20 protein-coding genes are annotated in these 18,066 nt (G+C 42.7%); 15 read left to right on the top strand and 5 right to left on the bottom strand.

The genetic code is table 11. The annotated features are described in order from the left end of the window. The first annotated feature begins 3 nt into the window (after window positions 1–3). From OO774_RS09245 to OO774_RS09200, 10 genes are all read left to right on the top strand, one after another. The gene (locus OO774_RS09245) at window positions 4–441 is read left to right on the top strand and encodes a GNAT family N-acetyltransferase (RefSeq protein WP_264901774.1); all 438 of its coding nucleotides are present in this window, start codon (window positions 4–6) and stop codon (window positions 439–441) included. A 109-nt stretch (window positions 442–550) separates the two neighbouring features. Continuing rightward, window positions 551–901: a hypothetical protein gene (locus tag OO774_RS09240; RefSeq protein ID WP_264901772.1), complete on the top strand. Its 351-nt coding sequence runs from the start codon at window positions 551–553 to the stop codon at window positions 899–901. A 108-nt stretch (window positions 902–1,009) separates the two neighbouring features. Beyond that, entirely contained in the window at window positions 1,010–1,627 is a 618-nt protein-coding gene (locus tag OO774_RS09235; protein WP_264901770.1) for an HAD family phosphatase, read from the top strand. Between the two features lie 79 nt (window positions 1,628–1,706). After that, window positions 1,707–2,069 carry a VOC family protein gene (locus tag OO774_RS09230; protein WP_264901768.1) on the top strand — a complete coding sequence of 121 codons (363 nt, stop codon included), beginning with the start codon at window positions 1,707–1,709 and terminating at the stop codon, window positions 2,067–2,069. Window positions 2,070–2,093: 24 nt separating this feature from the next. Then, window positions 2,094–2,519, top strand: a complete 426-nt coding sequence (locus OO774_RS09225; protein WP_263836974.1) for a GNAT family N-acetyltransferase — start codon at window positions 2,094–2,096, stop codon at window positions 2,517–2,519. A gap of 128 nt (window positions 2,520–2,647) precedes the next feature. Next, complete coding sequence (locus OO774_RS09220) at window positions 2,648–2,962, top strand: hypothetical protein (protein ID WP_264901766.1); 315 nt, start codon at window positions 2,648–2,650, stop codon at window positions 2,960–2,962. A gap of 17 nt (window positions 2,963–2,979) precedes the next feature. After that, window positions 2,980–3,399, top strand: a complete 420-nt coding sequence (locus tag OO774_RS09215; protein ID WP_264901764.1) for a GFA family protein — start codon at window positions 2,980–2,982, stop codon at window positions 3,397–3,399. A 29-nt stretch (window positions 3,400–3,428) separates the two neighbouring features. Then, window positions 3,429–4,145, top strand: coding sequence for a sulfite exporter TauE/SafE family protein (locus OO774_RS09210; RefSeq protein ID WP_264901763.1), 717 nt, complete (start codon window positions 3,429–3,431; stop codon window positions 4,143–4,145). A 75-nt stretch (window positions 4,146–4,220) separates the two neighbouring features. Next, window positions 4,221–4,550: a zinc ribbon domain-containing protein YjdM gene (locus OO774_RS09205; RefSeq protein WP_263836970.1), complete on the top strand. Its 330-nt coding sequence runs from the start codon at window positions 4,221–4,223 to the stop codon at window positions 4,548–4,550. 37 nt (window positions 4,551–4,587) lie between these two features. After that, entirely contained in the window at window positions 4,588–4,983 is a 396-nt protein-coding gene (locus tag OO774_RS09200; protein ID WP_264901761.1) for an ACT domain-containing protein, read from the top strand. A 94-nt stretch (window positions 4,984–5,077) separates the two neighbouring features. On the opposite strand, the gene OO774_RS09195 is transcribed toward OO774_RS09200, so the two are convergent. Together OO774_RS09195 and OO774_RS09190 are read right to left on the bottom strand one after the other, a co-directional pair. Then, window positions 5,078–5,278 carry a hypothetical protein gene (locus tag OO774_RS09195; protein WP_014232029.1) on the bottom strand — a complete coding sequence of 67 codons (201 nt, stop codon included), beginning with the start codon at window positions 5,276–5,278 and terminating at the stop codon, window positions 5,078–5,080. 368 nt (window positions 5,279–5,646) lie between these two features. Further along, on the bottom strand, window positions 5,647–6,201 hold the full coding sequence (locus OO774_RS09190; protein WP_264901760.1) for a DUF3750 domain-containing protein: 555 nt from the start codon (window positions 6,199–6,201) through the stop codon (window positions 5,647–5,649). Window positions 6,202–6,533: 332 nt separating this feature from the next. On the opposite strand from OO774_RS09190, the gene OO774_RS09185 reads away from it, so the two are divergent. From OO774_RS09185 to OO774_RS09165, 5 genes are all read left to right on the top strand, one after another. Further along, the gene (locus tag OO774_RS09185) at window positions 6,534–7,079 is read left to right on the top strand and encodes a fimbrial protein (protein ID WP_264901759.1); all 546 of its coding nucleotides are present in this window, start codon (window positions 6,534–6,536) and stop codon (window positions 7,077–7,079) included. Between the two features lie 68 nt (window positions 7,080–7,147). Beyond that, window positions 7,148–7,858, top strand: a complete 711-nt coding sequence (locus OO774_RS09180) for a molecular chaperone (protein WP_264901757.1) — start codon at window positions 7,148–7,150, stop codon at window positions 7,856–7,858. Window positions 7,859–7,957: 99 nt separating this feature from the next. Further along, a complete protein-coding gene (locus tag OO774_RS09175) occupies window positions 7,958–10,465 on the top strand; it encodes a fimbria/pilus outer membrane usher protein (protein ID WP_264901755.1) in 2,508 nt (835 codons plus the stop codon). Window positions 10,466–10,559: 94 nt separating this feature from the next. Next, a complete protein-coding gene (locus OO774_RS09170) occupies window positions 10,560–12,401 on the top strand; it encodes a fimbrial protein (RefSeq protein ID WP_264901754.1) in 1,842 nt (613 codons plus the stop codon). A gap of 148 nt (window positions 12,402–12,549) precedes the next feature. After that, window positions 12,550–13,515, top strand: a complete 966-nt coding sequence (locus tag OO774_RS09165; RefSeq protein ID WP_264901753.1) for an OmpA family protein — start codon at window positions 12,550–12,552, stop codon at window positions 13,513–13,515. 139 nt (window positions 13,516–13,654) lie between these two features. Here OO774_RS09165 and OO774_RS09160 read toward each other — a convergent pair whose 3' ends face one another. The 3 genes from OO774_RS09160 to OO774_RS09150 form a co-directional block, all read right to left on the bottom strand. Further along, the gene (locus tag OO774_RS09160) at window positions 13,655–14,611 is read right to left on the bottom strand and encodes a helix-turn-helix transcriptional regulator (RefSeq protein ID WP_264901751.1); all 957 of its coding nucleotides are present in this window, start codon (window positions 14,609–14,611) and stop codon (window positions 13,655–13,657) included. Between the two features lie 419 nt (window positions 14,612–15,030). Then, window positions 15,031–16,506, bottom strand: coding sequence for a Na+/H+ antiporter NhaC family protein (locus tag OO774_RS09155; RefSeq protein WP_264901749.1), 1,476 nt, complete (start codon window positions 16,504–16,506; stop codon window positions 15,031–15,033). 17 nt (window positions 16,507–16,523) lie between these two features. Continuing rightward, window positions 16,524–17,867 carry a glutamine synthetase family protein gene (locus OO774_RS09150; protein ID WP_263836959.1) on the bottom strand — a complete coding sequence of 448 codons (1,344 nt, stop codon included), beginning with the start codon at window positions 17,865–17,867 and terminating at the stop codon, window positions 16,524–16,526. Between the last annotated feature and the right edge of the window lie 199 nt (window positions 17,868–18,066).

The raw sequence follows: 18,066 nt of genomic DNA, 5'->3' as shown, positions 1-18,066 counted from the left end.
AGTATGGAAATCATTACTGGGAACAGCTCAGAGATCATTAAAAAAGCACAAGCTATTCGTTATCAGGTGTTTACTGTTGAGCAGCAGATACCGAGAGAGTTAGACCTAGATGGATTAGATGAAGGTTCCATTCATGCATTGGTAGAGGATAAGGACGCTTTAGTTGCAACGGCACGTTTAACGATAAAAGAAGGCGGCTCTTCCGTTATGGCCAGAGTCGCGGTAACAGAACCTTATCGAGGAATGGGAATCGCGTCTAAAGTTGTCCAAGCGCTAATGGATTACGCTCGAAATGATGGGGTAAGCTGTATCGAAATTCACGCTCATGGTTATTTACGAAATTACTATGAGAAATTTGGTTTTGAGTTTATTCGAGAGGTTGAAATTGTTGGTGAACATCAGCTCATCGAAATGCAGTATCGCATAGAAACTAGAGAGTAGCGGTCTAAACATGATTTGCCACTCATGGCGCGTTGTGCATCTATTTGAACTGTGATTCGTAGCGACTTTTTTACTTCACTTGAAACGGATTTAACCTTAGGAGGGTGTTTTGCTTGATTTGATTAAAAAAGTGCTGCTCATCAACTTGATTGCCGCATTAACTGTGTTTGTTCTATCGAAGTTTTTCCCTTTCTTTGCCACAACACAACTGGTCGATTTTTTGTTTTTTGTCGTCATCGTAATTTGGGTCTTGGCAAAGCTTATGTGGGAGCCGAGTGTAGACAGTAAAGCATCCAGACTCGCCAATCCCAGAACGGATAAAGTCTACAAAATGGTCAAAGAGCATGATTTTGACAAAGAACAACAATTGCATCGTCGACTTAACTATCAAACAGGGCTAGTGTTGTTTATCGCAGGCTTACCAGCATTCGTGACTTGTTTGGTGCTGCAGTTTCTTTGATGATGAATTGTGTATTTAGTTTTGGCTCAACGAAAAATATTTTAAGCCTGCTCTGTTTAAATAAGTAAAGATAATAAAACTAATTTCGTAAGTTGGTATGAAAGAGAAATGGAATCGAAAAATATCAAAAATGTTGTTTTTGATATCGGAAATGTGGTTGTTCGCTGGGCGCCACTAGAAATCGTCAGGTTAACGTTTGGAAACGTGGAATCTCCTGAAGAAAAAGTAAAAAGTATCTTTCAGTCAGACACTTGGTTAGATCTGAACAAAGGCATTATTTCTGAAAGTGAAGCAAAACTTCAATATCAACAACTTCTTGGTTTCTCTGAGCTTGATTGCGAGCGATTGTTTTATTATGTGAAACAAACCCAGATTCTAATTTATGGCTCAGTCGAGCTGATCAGGCGAGTTAAAGCGGCTGGCTATCGCGTGTTTGCTCTTACGGATAATGTGCATGAAATTGTCTCGTACTTGAAAGAAACTTATACGTTTTGGAATCTGTTTGAAGGCGCGACGGTATCGGCTGAAGTTGGACTGTTAAAGCCCCATCCAGAGATTTATCAGTTAATGTTAACTCAGCACTCATTGGAAGCGACGCAAACCGTGTTTATTGATGATATGCCATATAATGTCGAAGGCGCTGAAGCTGTTGGTATCGCGGCCATTCAGTTTGAAAATGCTGTGCAGTGTGAGGCGGATTTGAAGTCGCTTGGGTTAACGTTTTAAGTGGTAGGGGGTTAAGCTGAGTCTTTGAGGTACGTTAAAATACACAAGGACACTTAAGACTACATCACAAGGAATTCTAGTGATCGATCATTTTGAAATTAAAGTCGTTGATTTTGAAAGTTGCCGTGACTTTTACCAACGTGCATTAGCGCCACTTGGTATTGAGTTAAAATGGGCAGATGACGCTGCAGCTGGCTTTGGCTTAACCACGGAGCCTAACGTCAGATTTCTAATTGAAAAAGGTGACAACAAGGCGAAAAGCCACATCGCTTTTTCTGCTTTTAATAAAGAACAAGTTTTCGAGTTTCATCAAGCAGGCTTAACTAATGGCGCCAGTTGTAATGGTAAACCAGGGTTGAGAAAAAAGTACGCGCCTAACTATTACGCCGCGTTTTTGTTAGATCCTGATGGCAATAATGTTGAAGCAGTTGTCTATCTTTAGTGGTTAGCGAGAGAAAGGAGAGTTATGAACATTTCATTTCGGCCAACGGCTGATTTCTCTAAATCAGCCGCGATCACTTACGACAATATGCGATCTTATTATGAGCAATATTCGGTTGATTGGGATCAGCGGCAGATATTGGAACACATTGTCAAACTGGAAAGCTGGGATATTTTGTTTGATGGTGAGGTCGTTGGTGCAATTCGATTGGAGTACGATGACGGGCACTGTTATCTGCGAGATCTTCAAGTCAGCCCATTGTTTCAAAATAAGGGAATTGGCGCAGCGGCACTGGCTGAAACTTCAAGATTGGCGATTAAGTCCAGCGCACAACGGGTCAGGTTGAAGGTATTTAAAATTAGTCCTGCTTATCCTCTGTATCAGAGGAGTGGTTTTATCGTTGAGAAGGAAGACGAAAGGTTCTACTACATGTCTCTATTAATCGCTTGATACTCTATAGTTAATGCGTTTGATGATGGATTTGACGACAAGGTTATCTTGATATCTCGAATGGGAGTGGTCACTGGTGGTGTTTAGCAAGGCATTAAAAAGAATCAATCATAGTATAAGGAGATCATATGTCGGGAGAAATTATTAAATCGTCTGTTGCTACAATACAGGTTGGTGTGGCAAGAGCGGATGGAAAGCTGTCTCTTACAGACGCAGAGGTCATTTTTGAACCCTATAATCAAAAAATTGCACTTGGGCCATACATATTGCAACGTGATGAAATCGTTTCGGTCGAGAAGTGCATAGGAAAAGGAGCTGGTCTGATGCCAGTTACGAATGATGCAATACGCATTACATTATCTGACGAACGCACTTACGAGTTTATTATTGCAGAACCCAATCAGTGGGCAGAAGCGTTTGGCGTAACTCGTGTAGATATGTAAATTCAGAGGAGCGTATTGTGGAAAGTGTACATAAAGGTTCTTGCCTTTGCGGCCTTGTGAAATACGAGCTTACGGGCGCGTTCCAGCAATTCTTTTTATGTCACTGTACTCGCTGCCAGAAGGATACAGGGACAGCGCACGCTGCTAACCTTTTTGCTCAAGATTCAACGTTAGTTTGGACTCAGGGGGAAAGCGAGGTTAAGACTTACCAACACCCGAATACGTTACACAGTAAAAGCTTTTGTCAAAACTGTGGCTCAGCATTGCCAACGGCAATGGAAAGTATTCACTGTGTTGTCGTCCCTGCTGGTAGTCTTGATAGTCCAGTACCAATGTCACCCACGGCAAAAATTTTTGTTGCTAGCTGTTCGACTTGGACCAAAAACTTGGCCCAAATACCAAGCTTTGAAGAGCTCCCAGAGCAAAGTCAGAATTAAGCATCCAGCGTTAGTGCTAAGGGACAGTTGTGTCAGTAGAATTGATTTTAGGGTTAATTTCGATGGTCACGTCCGCCATTGCGGGTGTGATTGGATTTGGTGGAGGGATGCTACTGATCGCCATTTTGCCCAACTTCCTTAGCCCTAGTTTAATTATCCCGATACATGGTGTAACACAGTTAGCCAGTAACTCATCTCGCATGTTTTTCTCGCTATCCCATGTGAGATGGTCGTTGCTTCCCAAATTTCTGGCTGGTTCACTAGTAGGTATGCTGTTGTTTGGGTTGTTCCTTTCCAATATTTCTTTTGAGTATGTTCCAGCTGCAATCGGAACCTATATATTATTGAACCTTTGGAGCCAGCGATTTGCGCACTTTATACGTCGTTATGAAAGCTATTATCTAATTGGGTTTCTGCAAACGGGCTTGGGACTTATCGTTGGTGCAGTTGGGCCGCTGTCACTATCAGTACTGACTAAACAGTTGAAATCGAATAATGAAGTCATTGCAACAAGCTCCATGTTTTTGACGCTTAGCCATCTAGCTAAGATCCCAGTCTATGCTGCAGTATCGAGTGACTTAGTTTCAAACATGAATCTCATCGTCTATATGGTTATCGGATCCATCCTAGGATCATTTATTGGTACTAAGGCTAGGTTTAAGGCGGGTAATAATAAAATCATACTGGTAATCAAAATCTTACTCACTTTATTAGCAGTCAGAATGCTCGTGGCTGTTTTGGTATAACATTGAGTTATTACGTGCAATTTCGGGCTGAGGTATTAACATATGTGGAAAGTTATCAATTAATAAGAGTTAGCTATGTCTTTCCCTCCTTGCCCCAACTGTCAATCCGAATATGTTTATCAAGACCAAAACCATTTGATTTGTCCAGAGTGCGCTTATGAATGGAACCCATCTGAAGTCGAAGAAGTGTTTAGTGTCAATGATGCTAATGGCTCTTTGCTAGCCGAAGGGGATAAAGTAACGCTGGCGAAAGACCTCAAGGTTAAAGGTAGTTCTCTTGTTTTAAAGATTGGTACTAAAGCCGTGATTAGACGCATCGTCGAAGGTAAAGATCATCAACTGGATTGCAAAGTAGATGGTGCTGGTGAAATGATGGTCACCGCGAAATTTGTCAAGAAAGCTTGAGTTTCATCATTTATTAAGCGTTATGGAGAATATCTGAATGGCAGGGATAACCGAATTAGATGAGTTGCTTACATCACTACGCCCTAAGCTCGTCAACTCTGAGTTTGTCTTTTGTACCGTTTCCGGTGAGCTTGGGGATTATCTGGCGCTCAATCCTATCTGTACATTTATGGAGGCAGAAGGATTAACGCTGGTGCTTGAAAAATCTTCTGCGTTGGAAGCGGGTTTATCGTTTGAAGGTTCGTTCAAGCAAATAACACTGACAGTTCATTCAAGCCTGGAAGCGGTTGGGCTGACCGCTGCGGTAGCCACTAAACTGGCGTCAAAAGGCATCAGTGCTAATGTCATCGCGGCCTTTTACCACGATCATATCTTTGTCCAATCCTCTAAAGCAGACGCTGCGATTGAAGCGTTGTGCGAGTTATCGGCGTAACATTTCATTTCTTAATTACATCCTTTGCAAAAGCGAGAATGTGCCCTACAACCGAAGTACACCGTAGGGCACATGTTGTGGAGACGGTAGAGTATTAGTAAATATATCTTCGAAGTTCGTGCGGGTACACGCGCATTCCATTTGAGGTGTTTTCGTAGACAGACTGTTCTTCGATATAAGACCAGATATAAGGCTCTGTGCTTGTTTGAGCGGCGAGTTGTGAGATCACCGTATCTACATCGTGACCAGAGTAATCTTTGGGATGAACCAACATTTCCTTGATAGCTGACAACATAACAACTCCCTTTAATGTAATTAAATTACCATTTGGTATGATTAAAACGTAGTTTGGTTTTTTGACGTGATCAAGTTTGAATTAAATTTTAATTTAAACTTCACTTTAGTAAATTAAGAACAGGTTGTGAGGCGAATGCTTCACTCACTAAGCTTAAGGCACTCAATTTTTTGTTGGATTAGTCATCCAGTGATGCGCGGTGAGTTCTGTATTGGTGGTGTGATAAATGAAAACGGCACCAGTATCTAGTGCCGTTTTGATAATTAGCTCTTTGAGCTTTTAGGTCTAATCATTATTGAGTGTAGACGAGTTGACCTTCTTTATACGTTCTAAACTCTTCAACTGTATTTAGTTTGGCTGTTTAACAATCAGTTGATGTAGCCACTACCAATAGCACGAAACGGCATGTCTAAGTTTAGCTCGGGGATTTGCTGACCCACCCAGGCAGGGAAGGTGTTACTGTTTGGCCCCGGAAATAGCGTATATTCATTTGCATAAGGGTAGTTCTCTACAATACGCTGAATTTGAGGGATTAGCTGCTGTGCTTTTTCACCTTGAATCGAAAGCACTTTTTCTGGACGAGCACCATACCAATAACGATCAGGCGTAGCTGTTTGATACGTATATAGTGCTGGTTGTCCTCGGCCGACTCGCCATCCAACCACTTCATAGACGGTATATTCATTTGCGTTTTCTGGCTTTATCGCAAGCCAGGTGTGGACCGCAAACCAGCCACGCCATCCAAATGCATCGGCTGCATAAAACTCAATGACGGCCTGCTTAACATTAGAAGGATTAGGAGCTATACCTGCTGGCTCACGGCTTGCTGTACGCCAGTCACTCTGAGTACAGCCGCTTACCAGTACACAGAAAGTTAAGCAAATAGCCTTAAGCAACCGCTGTAAACTCAATCTATATTCCATCGCTGTACTCCTAAAATTCTTCTCATATCGACTAAGCGTTATAAATGCTATTGGCTACTCAGAGCCATGTCTTCAATACGTGGTCAACTCTAAAACTATAACGGTCTGTACGTATTTGTCACTGCTAGAGACCATATCGTCATACGTTTGTCTGTGAGATTGATTAGATGGTGTTGTAGGAATGCTCTGGTAATTAACGTTTTCAAAAAAAGTTTTTTTAACTGATAACGCTTGTTTTGTGATCTGTGTAGATAATGTGCCTGTCTTTAAGGGGAAGTCAAACATTACCCCAAGTGTTTTAACATTAAAAAAATTAAATAAGAGGATTCCTCATGAAATCAGTATTCGCAGCAACAGCAATCGCACTAACTCTATCAACGTCTGCATTTGCAGCAACAATCGAAGGTGCTGAAGCCGTTGGTGGTGTGGTTCACTTTACTGGCTTTATCACAGATTCAACTTGTGCAGTGAACGGTCAAGACAACCCATTTGACGAAAGCCTAGACCTAGGTACTTACCTAACAACAGATTTCGCTGCGGCAGGTGATGTATCAACTTCTGTACCTCTAAACCTTTCACTGACCGACTGCCCAGAATCAGTATCAAGTGTTTCACTGCGTATCACTTCTACTGAAGGCGCAGATGATTACGCTAGTGACTACGCAATCACAGAAGGCAGCGCAGCAGGTGTTGCAATCCGTCTAAACGATGACGAAGGTCAGCCAATTGCTTACGGCGAAGAAAGTAAAACTTGGGAAGTGACTGGCGGTGCTGCAGACGTTGTAGTCGAAGCTCAATACGTAGCAACTGTTGCTGGCACTGAAATGACTGCGGGTAATGCAAACCTAGATGCAACTTTCTCAATTAACTACAAATAATGCCAAATAAGCCTGTATTTTTTTAATGAATATAATTCGCAGGGACGCGATTTCAAAGGTGAAATCTAATGAAATGTAAACTTATTTCCGGTCTGTTGATTACATTGAGTTCTTTTGCACATGCTGGTGGTTTTGGCCTTGGTAGTACTCGCGTTATCTTTGATGGTAGCCAAGAACAAGCGAAATTTGTTGTTAGCAATAGTACCGAAAATAGTGATTATTTGGTTCAGAGTTGGGTTGATAACAAAGGACCCGCGGGGGATCAAAAAGAAGTAATTAAAGCCCCGTTCATTATTACACCACCATTAGTGAAGTCTGACGCCAATAGCAAGAACGAGCTGCGAGTGGTTTCTACTGGTGCACAAACGTTACCTCAAGACCGAGAGTCTGTCTTTTGGATTAACGTCAAGGCGATTCCTCGTGTGCACGATACCGCTTCGGGCAATAGCATGAACATCGCGGTTAAAAGCCGTATCAAGTTATTCTACCGTCCGTCTTCTGTGATGGCTGAATACCAACAAGGTAATGCTGGCTACGAACAGTTAGGGTTCTCGTATAACAACCACAAGTTGGTGATTAACAACCCAACACCATTTTATGTTTCTTTATTTGAACTGAAAGTCGATGACGTAAAAATCGAAACGGGTTATGACATGGTTCCACCAAAAGGGCAGATCCAATACTCGCTACCAAATAATGGCGATAGCCACAAAAAAGTAACATGGAAAGCCGTTAACGATTTCGGCGGTATCACAGAAGAAAAAGTACAAGATTTATAATCAAGCACTCCGTTAAATCTGCTTTATTCTTTTCCTGTTACTCTCCTCTAGATTCTGTACATGGCTGAACCAGTCAGCCATGTTTCAAGGTGTGTAATAATGTTCAAAATGACTAAGGTTGCCCTAGCTGTAGCCATTTTTTGTAGCCCACTTATCGCCAATGCAGCAGACGGCGACTTCAACCTCAATGCTCTTGAACTTGATCAAGGTACCACGCTCCCGCAAGATTTAGACGCTTTTATAAACTCGACACACGGTATGCTGCCGGGTACTTACAGAGTCGATGTGTATTTCAACAATCAGTACATGGCATTGTCAGACGTCAAGTTCGTATCGGTCGAAGGCAAAGATGAACTTCGTCCTCTTGTTAGCAAAAGTACGTTGTCTCGTTATGGCGTCAAGATGGATGAGCTGCCAACCGCGAAAAAGCTAAAAGATGATGAGGCTGTTGCTGAATGGGAAAACTACATTCCTAATTTCATTTATAAGTTTGACGCAAAAAAACAACGTTTAGACCTGTTCGTTCCACAAATATATGTTGAGCGCAAACAGCAAGGCTGGGTTGATCCTGCAAGCTGGGATGACGGTGTTCCGGCATTGATGTTGAACTACAATCTACAAGGCATCAACAGTTGGACCGATGGCGAAAGTGTCAGTAATGATTATTACGGCAACTTTCGCAGTGGATTTAACATTGGCGCATGGCGCGTAAGAAATTACAGCACCTTCACTTACGACGCTGACTTGGGCACAGATAACTGGGATAACCTTGGCACGAAAGTATTCCGTGATGTTAAGAGCATACGCAGTCGTTTTGAAGCAGGTAATATCAGTACACGCAGCAATATTTTCGACAGCGTAAAACTGCTTGGCGCGCAAATGGTATCGGATGATTCGATGCTACCGAACAGCCAACAAGGTTTTGCGCCTGTGATTCATGGTATTGCAAATTCGAACGCCAAAGTCACGGTAGAGCAGGACGGCTCAATAATCTACCAGACGGTGGTATCGCCTGGTCAGTTTGTAATTGACGACTTGTACCCAACGTCACTGAGTGGCGACTTGCTCGTTACCATCACAGAAGAAGATGGCACAGAACGAACATTCATCCAGCCATTCTCCGGCGTGCCAAACATGGTGCGTGAAGGACAGTTTAAGTACACGTTAAGCGCTGGTGAGTATGATTCATCGTCGATAGATGCCGATGACTTTGTCGGTGAGATGAGTGCGATGTATGGTCTCTCAAACTTATTGACGGTTTACGGTGGCTTGCAGTTATCAGAAGACTACGATGCATTTGCTCTGGGTTTAGGTATTAGCCTTGGTCGCTTTGGTGCATTAACCGCCGATGTCACCCACTCTATCGCTGATGTTGATCAAGACGGCTACACCCAAGGACAGTCATACAGCCTTAACTACTCAAAAGACATTGAAGAAATTGGCGCTTCTTTCACGTTGGCAAGTTACCGCTATTCAACAGAAGACTTCTACAGTCTTGAGGATTTGTTAGCCGCGAACTCAGATCATGTTGCTTTCGGTTTTGAAGATCACAAGAAAGAGCGTTTACAAGTCAGCTTCAACCAACAAATCAAAGATGGTGAGTGGGGCAGCTTGTCGGTTTATGGTTATCAGCAGGAATATTGGGACACCGACAATAAAGATCGTAACTTATCAGTGAGTTACAACAACAATATTGGCCGTGTATCCTACTCATTGTCTTACTCGATGATGGACTCTGATCGTTACTCCGACGATCGCCAATTTATGGTCAACGCAAGTATTCCACTGATGGGTTGGAGAGACAGTGGTTACGTTGATTTATCGGTTACTGAAGACAATAGCCATCACACTATCGGTCGCATGTCATACTCTGACAGTGCGTTAGACGATGACAATCTAAACTACAGCATTGCTGCAACGGTACAAGATGGCGAAGACAATAACGCCGCTTCTGCAAGTGTCAGTTACACAGGCAGCCACGCCGACATGAATGCAACCGTGAGTAAACGACGTGGTGGTACGCAGCTAAGCTATGGCGCGAGTGGTGCTATCATCGCTCACTCCGGTGGTGTGACATTGTCACAACCGATCAACAGCGCTGAATATAACGGGATTGTGATTGTTGATACCAACGAAGCGGAAGACATCCACGTTAATAACGGTACCGGTATTGATACCGATGGTGAAGGTTACGCGGTGATTCCGTATGTAAACAGCTACCGAGAGAACGAAGTATCGATTGATACCAACTCACTCAGCGGCAATATGGAAGCAACCAATGCGGTACAGAAAGTGTCACCAACCGCGGGCGCGGTGGTTAAAGCGGATTTCAACATCAGAACGGGTTACAAAGCATTGCTAACGCTGCGTTACAAAGGTCAAAATATCCCGTTTGGCTCTGTCGTCAAAGTGATGGATGATATCGCCAACGAAGCCGCCTTTGTGGGCAATAACAGCGTCGTTTATTTGTCGGGACTCAACGACAAAGGTGAACTTGAAGTGAAGTGGGGCGGTAACACCTGTACGGCTCACTACGACTTAACGCAAGACGCAGAGCTACTGAGTGCCGAGTCAGGCATCATCAAGCAAACGGTCGATTGCCGTTAACCTTTAACTTCTTTCGATAATAAGCCAGATTGGTAGCGTGTGGTATTCACGCGCTACTGAATCTGCAATTCCAAACAGAATAAAAGATCCCATTATGAAACAGTCAACGAAACAAACCTGTGGCGCGTTGTTACTTCTTTGTGGTTTATTTAGTTTCAATACTTTCGCGTCATCTACAGATCGTAGCAAGCTTGATCTGGCCGCTAAACATCTCTCTTCGATGAGTCATGAACAAAAGCAAGCGGCGCGTCAGGCCATAAGGCAACTTACGCCAGAACAAAAAGCGCAAATCAAAAAAACATTAAAAGAGAAATACAACGAACTGAGTGATGAAGACAAAGCGCGCTTAAAAAGCAAACTCTCTGGATTCGTTGTTTCTCATCCACAAGCACTGAGAGCGGTGGTAGATAAACTGAGCGAAGCTGACAAACAGCGCATTGTTGACCAAATAATACAGCGCGTTGAAAACAAGTTGCATGCAATGCCAACTGCAACCCGTAAGGTGTTATATACGGATTTAAAACAAGCAACGACACCACAACAACGACTGCACATTTTGAGCGCCGCCGTTGGTCGTATTGGCGAAGTCACGTACGGCGTCACTGGTGATGATATTCTTACTGCTTTAAAAGACATGTCATTGGACGAGTTGTCTACCCTGTTTGGGAACTTAGCGACTGCGATCAACGACAGCATCTACAGCGATACCATGTTGGGTTCGGATTTATACCAACTGTTTGATGGTCTGAGTGATGTCCTACACCAAGCCGATCAAAACATGGGTGATAGTACCGGGGGGAGCTATGTTCCGCTGTTTATGCGTACGCCTCATGCGGCGAAATGTCGTAGCAAAGGCCCAACGGTGAATGGTGAGGCTATCAGTTGTGACGTCACTGAAACCAATGTGTTTTGGGAAGCCACCCCGTACGGCGCTGGCCGAATCGTTGAGAAGCAGTCTGTTTATATCACACTCACTTGTGCAGAGGGGTGGACAGCAGAAGGTGAGTACTGCACGCACCCTTCCATTCCTGGTGCAGGCGTAAAAGCTGAAATTAACTTTGCAAATAAAGACAGTTTTACGTCAGGTGGCGAACGCGAAGAATTTGTATATAACGACCACTTTAATGTCGAAAACCAGTCAGCCATTAATAACGTCGGCGATGGACCTCACCCAATTGATGATCTTGATGAGGGATGTAGCGGTTTGACTTTGGATTGCCGACAGGGTAACGGCCTCTATCGTTCACATACGGGAGGCTTTGGTGACCTAAGTGTTAATGTCACGTGGGCGATTTTGCATCCTTCAGAATACAGCGAACCTTCGCTTTCCAAAGAGGCACTGAATAATCTTCATCCATTTAATGTTGAATATGAAGACGGTGATAAGCCTGGTGTAGGTGCTCAAGATATGAAAGACCAAGGCGTGAAGAACATGTTTATTGTCACTAACTTTGAGGCAATAGCCGCGTCTTGTGAAGTGACCCAGCCAGAGCAGACGGTGGACCTTGGTACGGTATGGGCAGGCGATGTTGACCACGGTGTGGTGGAATCGTCAATGAAACCGTTTGAAATAGGTTTGTCTTGTACCGGCACGCAAACTGATTATATGCCTTACATCAATATCACAACCGCTGCTGAAACCGGCATGGAAATGATTGGGGGAGAAGCGATTGGTTATTTGAAAAATGAGTATATAGGTGCAAATGCGGCAGAAAACGTTGGTATTGTGATATATGAAGACTTACCTGCCGGTAGAGCCGTGATTCCTGCATTTAATACAGTTACTAATTACGAACAAACGTTTGACCTGTCTTCTGACGCCAACCCAACCCTCAAATTCCAGGCCGCATTTTTCAAACCAGATCCGGTAGTTATGGGCGAATTAAAAGCCGGTAAGTTTGAAGCCAATATCACGGTAGAGATGATTTACCTGTAATGACGCGATAGGGGCTGGCAATGGTACCCGCCCCATTGACCTACTTTGAATGTAATGCGCAGCCAGAGATCATCCTATTGGCTGTTATCTCAGCTGTATGATGTGCTTTTGCTTTAACAAGGGCATACAACCAATCATGGTGACTCCATTGAATACAAAAAAATTAATGATTCTTGTGTCTTTGTTTGCAACACAAGCCATGGCAACAGAAGCAAATAAACCGACTGACACCTTCTATTTTGGTGTAAAAGGCGGCTACCAAGTACTGGATGATGACAAGTCTCACGCCAGCAGTCCAGACGGCACTAAATTGGGCGTGTATGGTGGGGTTCGCCTCAGTGATAACCTAAGCTGGGACTTGGGTTACCAGAACTGGGAAAGCACAAAGTTCGATGCGCATAAAATAGACGTAGACATGATTGAAAGTGCGTTGCGTTACGACGCGTACATTAATGAAAAAGTCAGCTTGTATGGACGCGCTGGTATTGGGTACGCCTTCGTGGATGCTGCGTCAGCACAAGGCGATAAAGATTATGACGGTGTCTCATCACTGGCGGAAGTCGGCATCAACTACTGGTTGAGCGACAAGCTTTCTACGGGCTTAAGTTACCAGTACATTCGTGCGGTAGGGGGCCATGATGACTTGGACTTGGACTCGAACAGTCTTAACCTGTCGCTGACCTATAACTTCACTAACCGCTTTAAGTACGAAACGGTTGAGGTAGTCACACAGGAGCCAATAGCGACAGCGGTTACGGTGATTGAATTACAAGACTCAACCTTGTTTGGATTTGACAGCTTTGAACTGACATCAGCGGGTAAAGAACATTTGTTGAATATTATTGGCCAAATTCCTGAACAGTCTACTGCGGTGTTCAACATTGTCGGACATACTGATTCGTCAGGACCAGAAGAATATAATATGAAGTTGTCTGAAAGACGCGCCCAAGCGGTGAAAGACTTCCTTGTCCAGTCTGGTTTGGCAGACGTGAGCATTACGGTAGAAGGTAAAGGCGAAACTCAACCTATTGCAAGTAATGATAGCCTACAAGGTAGAATGAATAATCGACGGGTTGAAATTACAGTAGATTACCGAATGTCTCGGGCTCAATAACTGGACATTTAATTTGGAGTTTTGAAAGCTGACTGACTAGATGACGCCTCTACGCTTATTACGTTAGGTATAAAGTAGAGGCTAGTGTCAGTTAACGCTAAGGTCGTTACTAATAGAGGTAGCATTAAATACCCAATGATTAATAATCTTTGTAGCTCTTGATTAAGTTTATTAAACCATGATTACATATAAATGTATCAAAATCACAAGATATAAGGTGTAAAGAAACCTCTGATTTTACATAAGAATTCCCGATCTTGTTTTTTATTTCTGACTTAATGCTTCGTTCTATATCAAAACCTAAGTATCTTAGTTTAGAGAAGGTTTTTATCTGTGATGCGAGTAGATAGATCTTTTTAACCTCGTTTGTTTTAGTAAAGTTTTTGACAAGATTGTAAATATTAAAGCTTAACCATGGTGAGCTATGAAAAGCCACAATCGGAATAAATAGAAACTTTTCTGATGTATCATCGACATGTACTAATTTATCAATGCTCATGTCTTTATTTTCAAAATTTTCTAGTAAACACTTTTCTTCTTGTATATCTTGTAAAACATAAATTCCTTGTGCCAATATTTCTTTTGTTTCTGGATCGATACATGAGGAAATATGTATCGTACCACTCTTACGTAGGCTCTCTAAACAATCGACTTTGTAGACGTCGTCTGGTTTTTGCATCAGTTTTAAGATGACATCCCAGCGCTTTTTTGTCTGTATAAGTATTTCTTCAGGCACCATTTCGCTTTCACTATTGAAGTAGTGAAATGTTTCGTTATTGAGTTTCATGTTCAATATTCGATAATGATTATTTATATTGTCATAGTATTTCAATAAGTTATCAAAAGCACTAATCTGGTTTTGTGATGGTTTGAATGTGATAGTCGTTAAAAACTCAAAAATATCCAAATTGAATACTTTTGCAATATTTAACATTTTTACAAGTGGAGGAGTAGAGACTCCTCTTTCCCAACGACTATAAGTCACGACTGTGAGGTCCGAGAACAGAGCATTGTGCAATGCTAGTTTGTTTATCATCTGCAGTTGGGAAAGGTGATAATCTCTACGCAGCGTTTTTAAAAAATCTGAAAATTTCATATTGAGCAATATTATTGTATGTATATTTTGAGTTAATAATACACATTTATCTTCAGTTTTAAAATCAGAACGTCAAGTTATTGACTAACAGTTGACGTTAGTTGGTTGCTGACTAAGAAATGTTTTATTAATTGTAATTTAACCTTGTTTCTCGATTTGTGTTTAAAATGAAATTATAACGTTAATTGTCATTAGATGTTTTAAATTAAATAATAAAATTACCATTTATTAAAATAAGTATGAAATAGTAGGAAAATGAACTTGATGGTAGCGGGGCATGACACATAGGTTTGATTAAATAATTATTGCTAGCTCGATACCTGAGCGTAGGGGACGACTTTCCATCAGTTGACTGTTGAAGATTTAATAAAAAAGCCCCGCTGTTTATCAGCAGGGCTTTTGGTATTTGCGGTCAGTGATTATCCAATAACAAGGAAGAAAATTGCTGTCGCGATAATACCGATCAGTGCATAAGGGAACTGAGTTGTTGCGTGTTGCATTGCAGTACAACCAGAACCTTGTGCAGAAAGTACCGTTGAGTCACTGAAGAAGCACGAGTGGCTACCAGCAGCAGAGGCAGAAAGCAAAGCTGCAACGGTTAGGTGTAGTGGCACGCCTAGTTGCTCACCCAAAGGCAGAACGATTGGCATTGCTACTGCAAAGGTACCCCAAGAAGATGCTGTCGCGAATACCAGACCACCTGTAATCAGGAAGATGATAGCAGGGAAGTAAGACGCGCTCAGGTATGGGCTAACTGTCTCGATAACGTATTGAGTTACACCTAAAGAGTCGTTGACATTTTTTAGCATGAAGCCGCCGATTACTGTCGCAAGCGGTAGTAACATGACTTTAATGCCATCATAAACAGCTTCAAACATATCGTTCATCGAGATGAGTCGTTGTAGACCGTAGAAGCATACCGTGAAAATGATCGCGACAAACACACCTGCTAATAGGTCAATACCGAAGTACCAGCTTGCAGCAACCAGAACAACCATAGGAAGTAGGAAGTTGATCAGACCCATTGTAGGGTTGGTATGAGCCGCAATATCAGAGCCAAAATCTACATCAGTTGCGCCGTCAGGACGAACTTGACCATTCTTCGCTCGTTGTTCTGCTGCTTTCATCGCACCTAGATCTGGAATCTTTTCCATCGCAACCAACAGAACGATGGCTAACGTTACCCAGCCATAAGCCATGTATGGGATCGCTTCAATATAGGTTTGAATACCTTTACCTGTTTCAGCAACGCCATTCGACTCTAGAAGAGAGCTAAAGAAGATAGCCCAAGTCGAAATTGGTACAAGAATACAGATCGGTGCTGCAGTTGAGTCAACGAGGTACGATAGTTTTTCTCGAGAGATTTGGTAGCCGTCGGTTACCTTCTTCATTGATGAAGAGATAGCAATGGCGTTTAAGTAATCGTCGATAAAGATAACAATACCAAGTAAAAACGTCATTACCATCGACTGTTTACGGCTCTTAACCTTTGTCACTAACATGTCTGAGAAGCTCAGGATGCTGCCACCTTTCTCAAGGATAGCTATCAGGCCGCCCATCAAGCCACATACCAGGATGATCCAAGCAATGGTTTCGTCCATCATCACCGTCATTGAGATATCAACGATTTGTTCTACCGCTTCAGTTGGGTTAAGCAATAGAACCCCGGCAATTGCGCCGCTAAACAGCGCTTCTACCGTTCGGTGCGTCGTCAACGCGAAGACTAACACCAATGCGGTTGGTAGAAGGCTCATCCATCCGTAGGTTTGCCCCTCTTCGTGATTTAATCCGATAGTCGTAAATAGTACGAATGTAGCAACACAAATTAAAGAGATAATAATGTGTTGCATATTGAATTTTAACGGCGCATCCATCGCCTTTGTTTGCGTAGTCATAAATACATTTCCTTTGTTTATGCCGAGTGCAACATCCAGTCAATTTCCAGTGGTGTGATAGCGCGCTCAAATTCAGCGAGTTCACTGCGTTTGCAAGCCAAATACAAATCGATAAAGTCCCTTGAAATGTATTGAGCCAGCTCGCTGTGTTCCAGCTGTTCTAGAGCTTCTGACATACGCACAGGTAAGTCAATCGCATCATCACTTAAGGTTGATGGACATTGTTCTTTGGAATAGTTTTCGCTTGCTAGCACTGCAGAAAGTACTACTGCCGCGAGGATATAAGGGTTAACGTCAGCTCCTGCGATACGGTGCTCTATACGACGGTTTTTGCTGTCACTGATAGGTACGCGTAGCGCAACACCACGATGGTTTTCGCCCCAGTCTGCTCTCGTAGGTACGTAAGCACCAGGAACAAAGCGGCGGAAAGAGTTAACATTTGGACAAATTAATGCCATAGCGCCTGATGTCTGTTCGAGCATTGCCGCCATAGTTTGATAAAAGAGGGGACTCGCTTTCCCGTCTTGTTGGCTAAAGTGGTTGTTACCAACACTATCCATCAAACTTAAGTGGATGTGCATACCGTTACCAGCTTGATCACCGAAAGGCTTAGCCATAAACGTAGCATCGAATCCGTGCTGGTGGGCAACCTGACGAATCAAGCGCTTAGCGATGATGATTTCGTCACACGCACGAAGGACATCTTTTGAATGGTTAAAGTTGATCTCAAACTGGCCTGGGGCAGATTCTGAAAGTGCGCCAGAGGTATTTAAGCCTTGTTCCAATGCGATTTTGTTGAGATCAGACAAGAAGTCTGCATAGTCATCCAGCCCATCTAAGTCATACACCTCGGTATCTTTCTCGCGTGTTTTCTTAGTAGGGTTGATTGCGGTTAAAGGTGTGCCATTTTCACCGCGCTGTTTATCAATTAAGTAAAACTCCAGTTCCAGAGCAACACAAGGGTACTGATCTTTAGCCTCTAACTTCTCAAGCATCGAAGCGACGATATTGCGAATGAACAAAGGATTTGGTCGCGTTCCGGAGTCATCCATCATGCTTAGCAGCAATTGCCCAACTTGTTCTTTCGCAGTTGGCATCAATGTACCGCTGATCGGGAAACAAAGATTGTCAGGTTCACCCAAGTCTTCGCCTAATCCAGCTGTTTCTACCACGTTGCCTTTCGTATCGAGCGTAATCGTTGAAAGCGGTAATGCGACACCTTTGTTAAGCTTTTCCAGCGCCTCTACCGGGATACGTTTGCCTCTTGGTGTCGCGTTGATATCGGTAAAAATGAGGTCGACAAACTCAATGTTGGGCCACTGTTGTTTAAAATTTTGAACTTCCTGTAGATACGATTCCATTTTTTTCTCCAATAGCCAGATGAGTAGAAATTAGAGATAGCTAAATTAACAATTAAATTACAAAGCGTTAATTAATGTCCATGTCAATTTAGTTATATTTAATTTAAACAATTACTTATCTTGTGTTCTGGCTTTTTAATGGGTTGCTTTTGTGCTTTGTTGTTAACTATTTTGTAACAGTCGTTTTTGTTTTGTTCAA

It is taken from the genome of Vibrio sp. STUT-A11, assembly GCF_026000435.1.
Lineage (GTDB): Bacteria > Pseudomonadota > Gammaproteobacteria > Enterobacterales > Vibrionaceae > Vibrio.
The sequence above is the reverse complement of the archived record's forward strand: the minus strand, read 5'-3'. Positions and strand labels throughout refer to the sequence as shown.

Coding starts and splice junctions, on each gene's coding strand:
- OO774_RS09245 (WP_264901774.1), top strand. CDS start 4: ATGGAAATCATTACTGGGAACAGCTCAGAGATCATTAAAAAAGCACAA.
- OO774_RS09235 (WP_264901770.1), top strand. CDS start 1,010: ATGGAATCGAAAAATATCAAAAATGTTGTTTTTGATATCGGAAATGTG.
- OO774_RS09225 (WP_263836974.1), top strand. CDS start 2,094: ATGAACATTTCATTTCGGCCAACGGCTGATTTCTCTAAATCAGCCGCG.
- OO774_RS09220 (WP_264901766.1), top strand. CDS start 2,648: ATGTCGGGAGAAATTATTAAATCGTCTGTTGCTACAATACAGGTTGGT.
- OO774_RS09205 (WP_263836970.1), top strand. CDS start 4,221: ATGTCTTTCCCTCCTTGCCCCAACTGTCAATCCGAATATGTTTATCAA.
- OO774_RS09200 (WP_264901761.1), top strand. CDS start 4,588: ATGGCAGGGATAACCGAATTAGATGAGTTGCTTACATCACTACGCCCT.
- OO774_RS09195 (WP_014232029.1), bottom strand. CDS start 5,278: ATGTTGTCAGCTATCAAGGAAATGTTGGTTCATCCCAAAGATTACTCT.
- OO774_RS09190 (WP_264901760.1), bottom strand. CDS start 6,201: ATGGAATATAGATTGAGTTTACAGCGGTTGCTTAAGGCTATTTGCTTA.
- OO774_RS09185 (WP_264901759.1), top strand. CDS start 6,534: ATGAAATCAGTATTCGCAGCAACAGCAATCGCACTAACTCTATCAACG.
- OO774_RS09180 (WP_264901757.1), top strand. CDS start 7,148: ATGAAATGTAAACTTATTTCCGGTCTGTTGATTACATTGAGTTCTTTT.
- OO774_RS09175 (WP_264901755.1), top strand. CDS start 7,958: ATGTTCAAAATGACTAAGGTTGCCCTAGCTGTAGCCATTTTTTGTAGC.
- OO774_RS09170 (WP_264901754.1), top strand. CDS start 10,560: ATGAAACAGTCAACGAAACAAACCTGTGGCGCGTTGTTACTTCTTTGT.
- OO774_RS09160 (WP_264901751.1), bottom strand. CDS start 14,611: ATGAAATTTTCAGATTTTTTAAAAACGCTGCGTAGAGATTATCACCTT.
- OO774_RS09155 (WP_264901749.1), bottom strand. CDS start 16,506: ATGACTACGCAAACAAAGGCGATGGATGCGCCGTTAAAATTCAATATG.
- OO774_RS09150 (WP_263836959.1), bottom strand. CDS start 17,867: ATGGAATCGTATCTACAGGAAGTTCAAAATTTTAAACAACAGTGGCCC.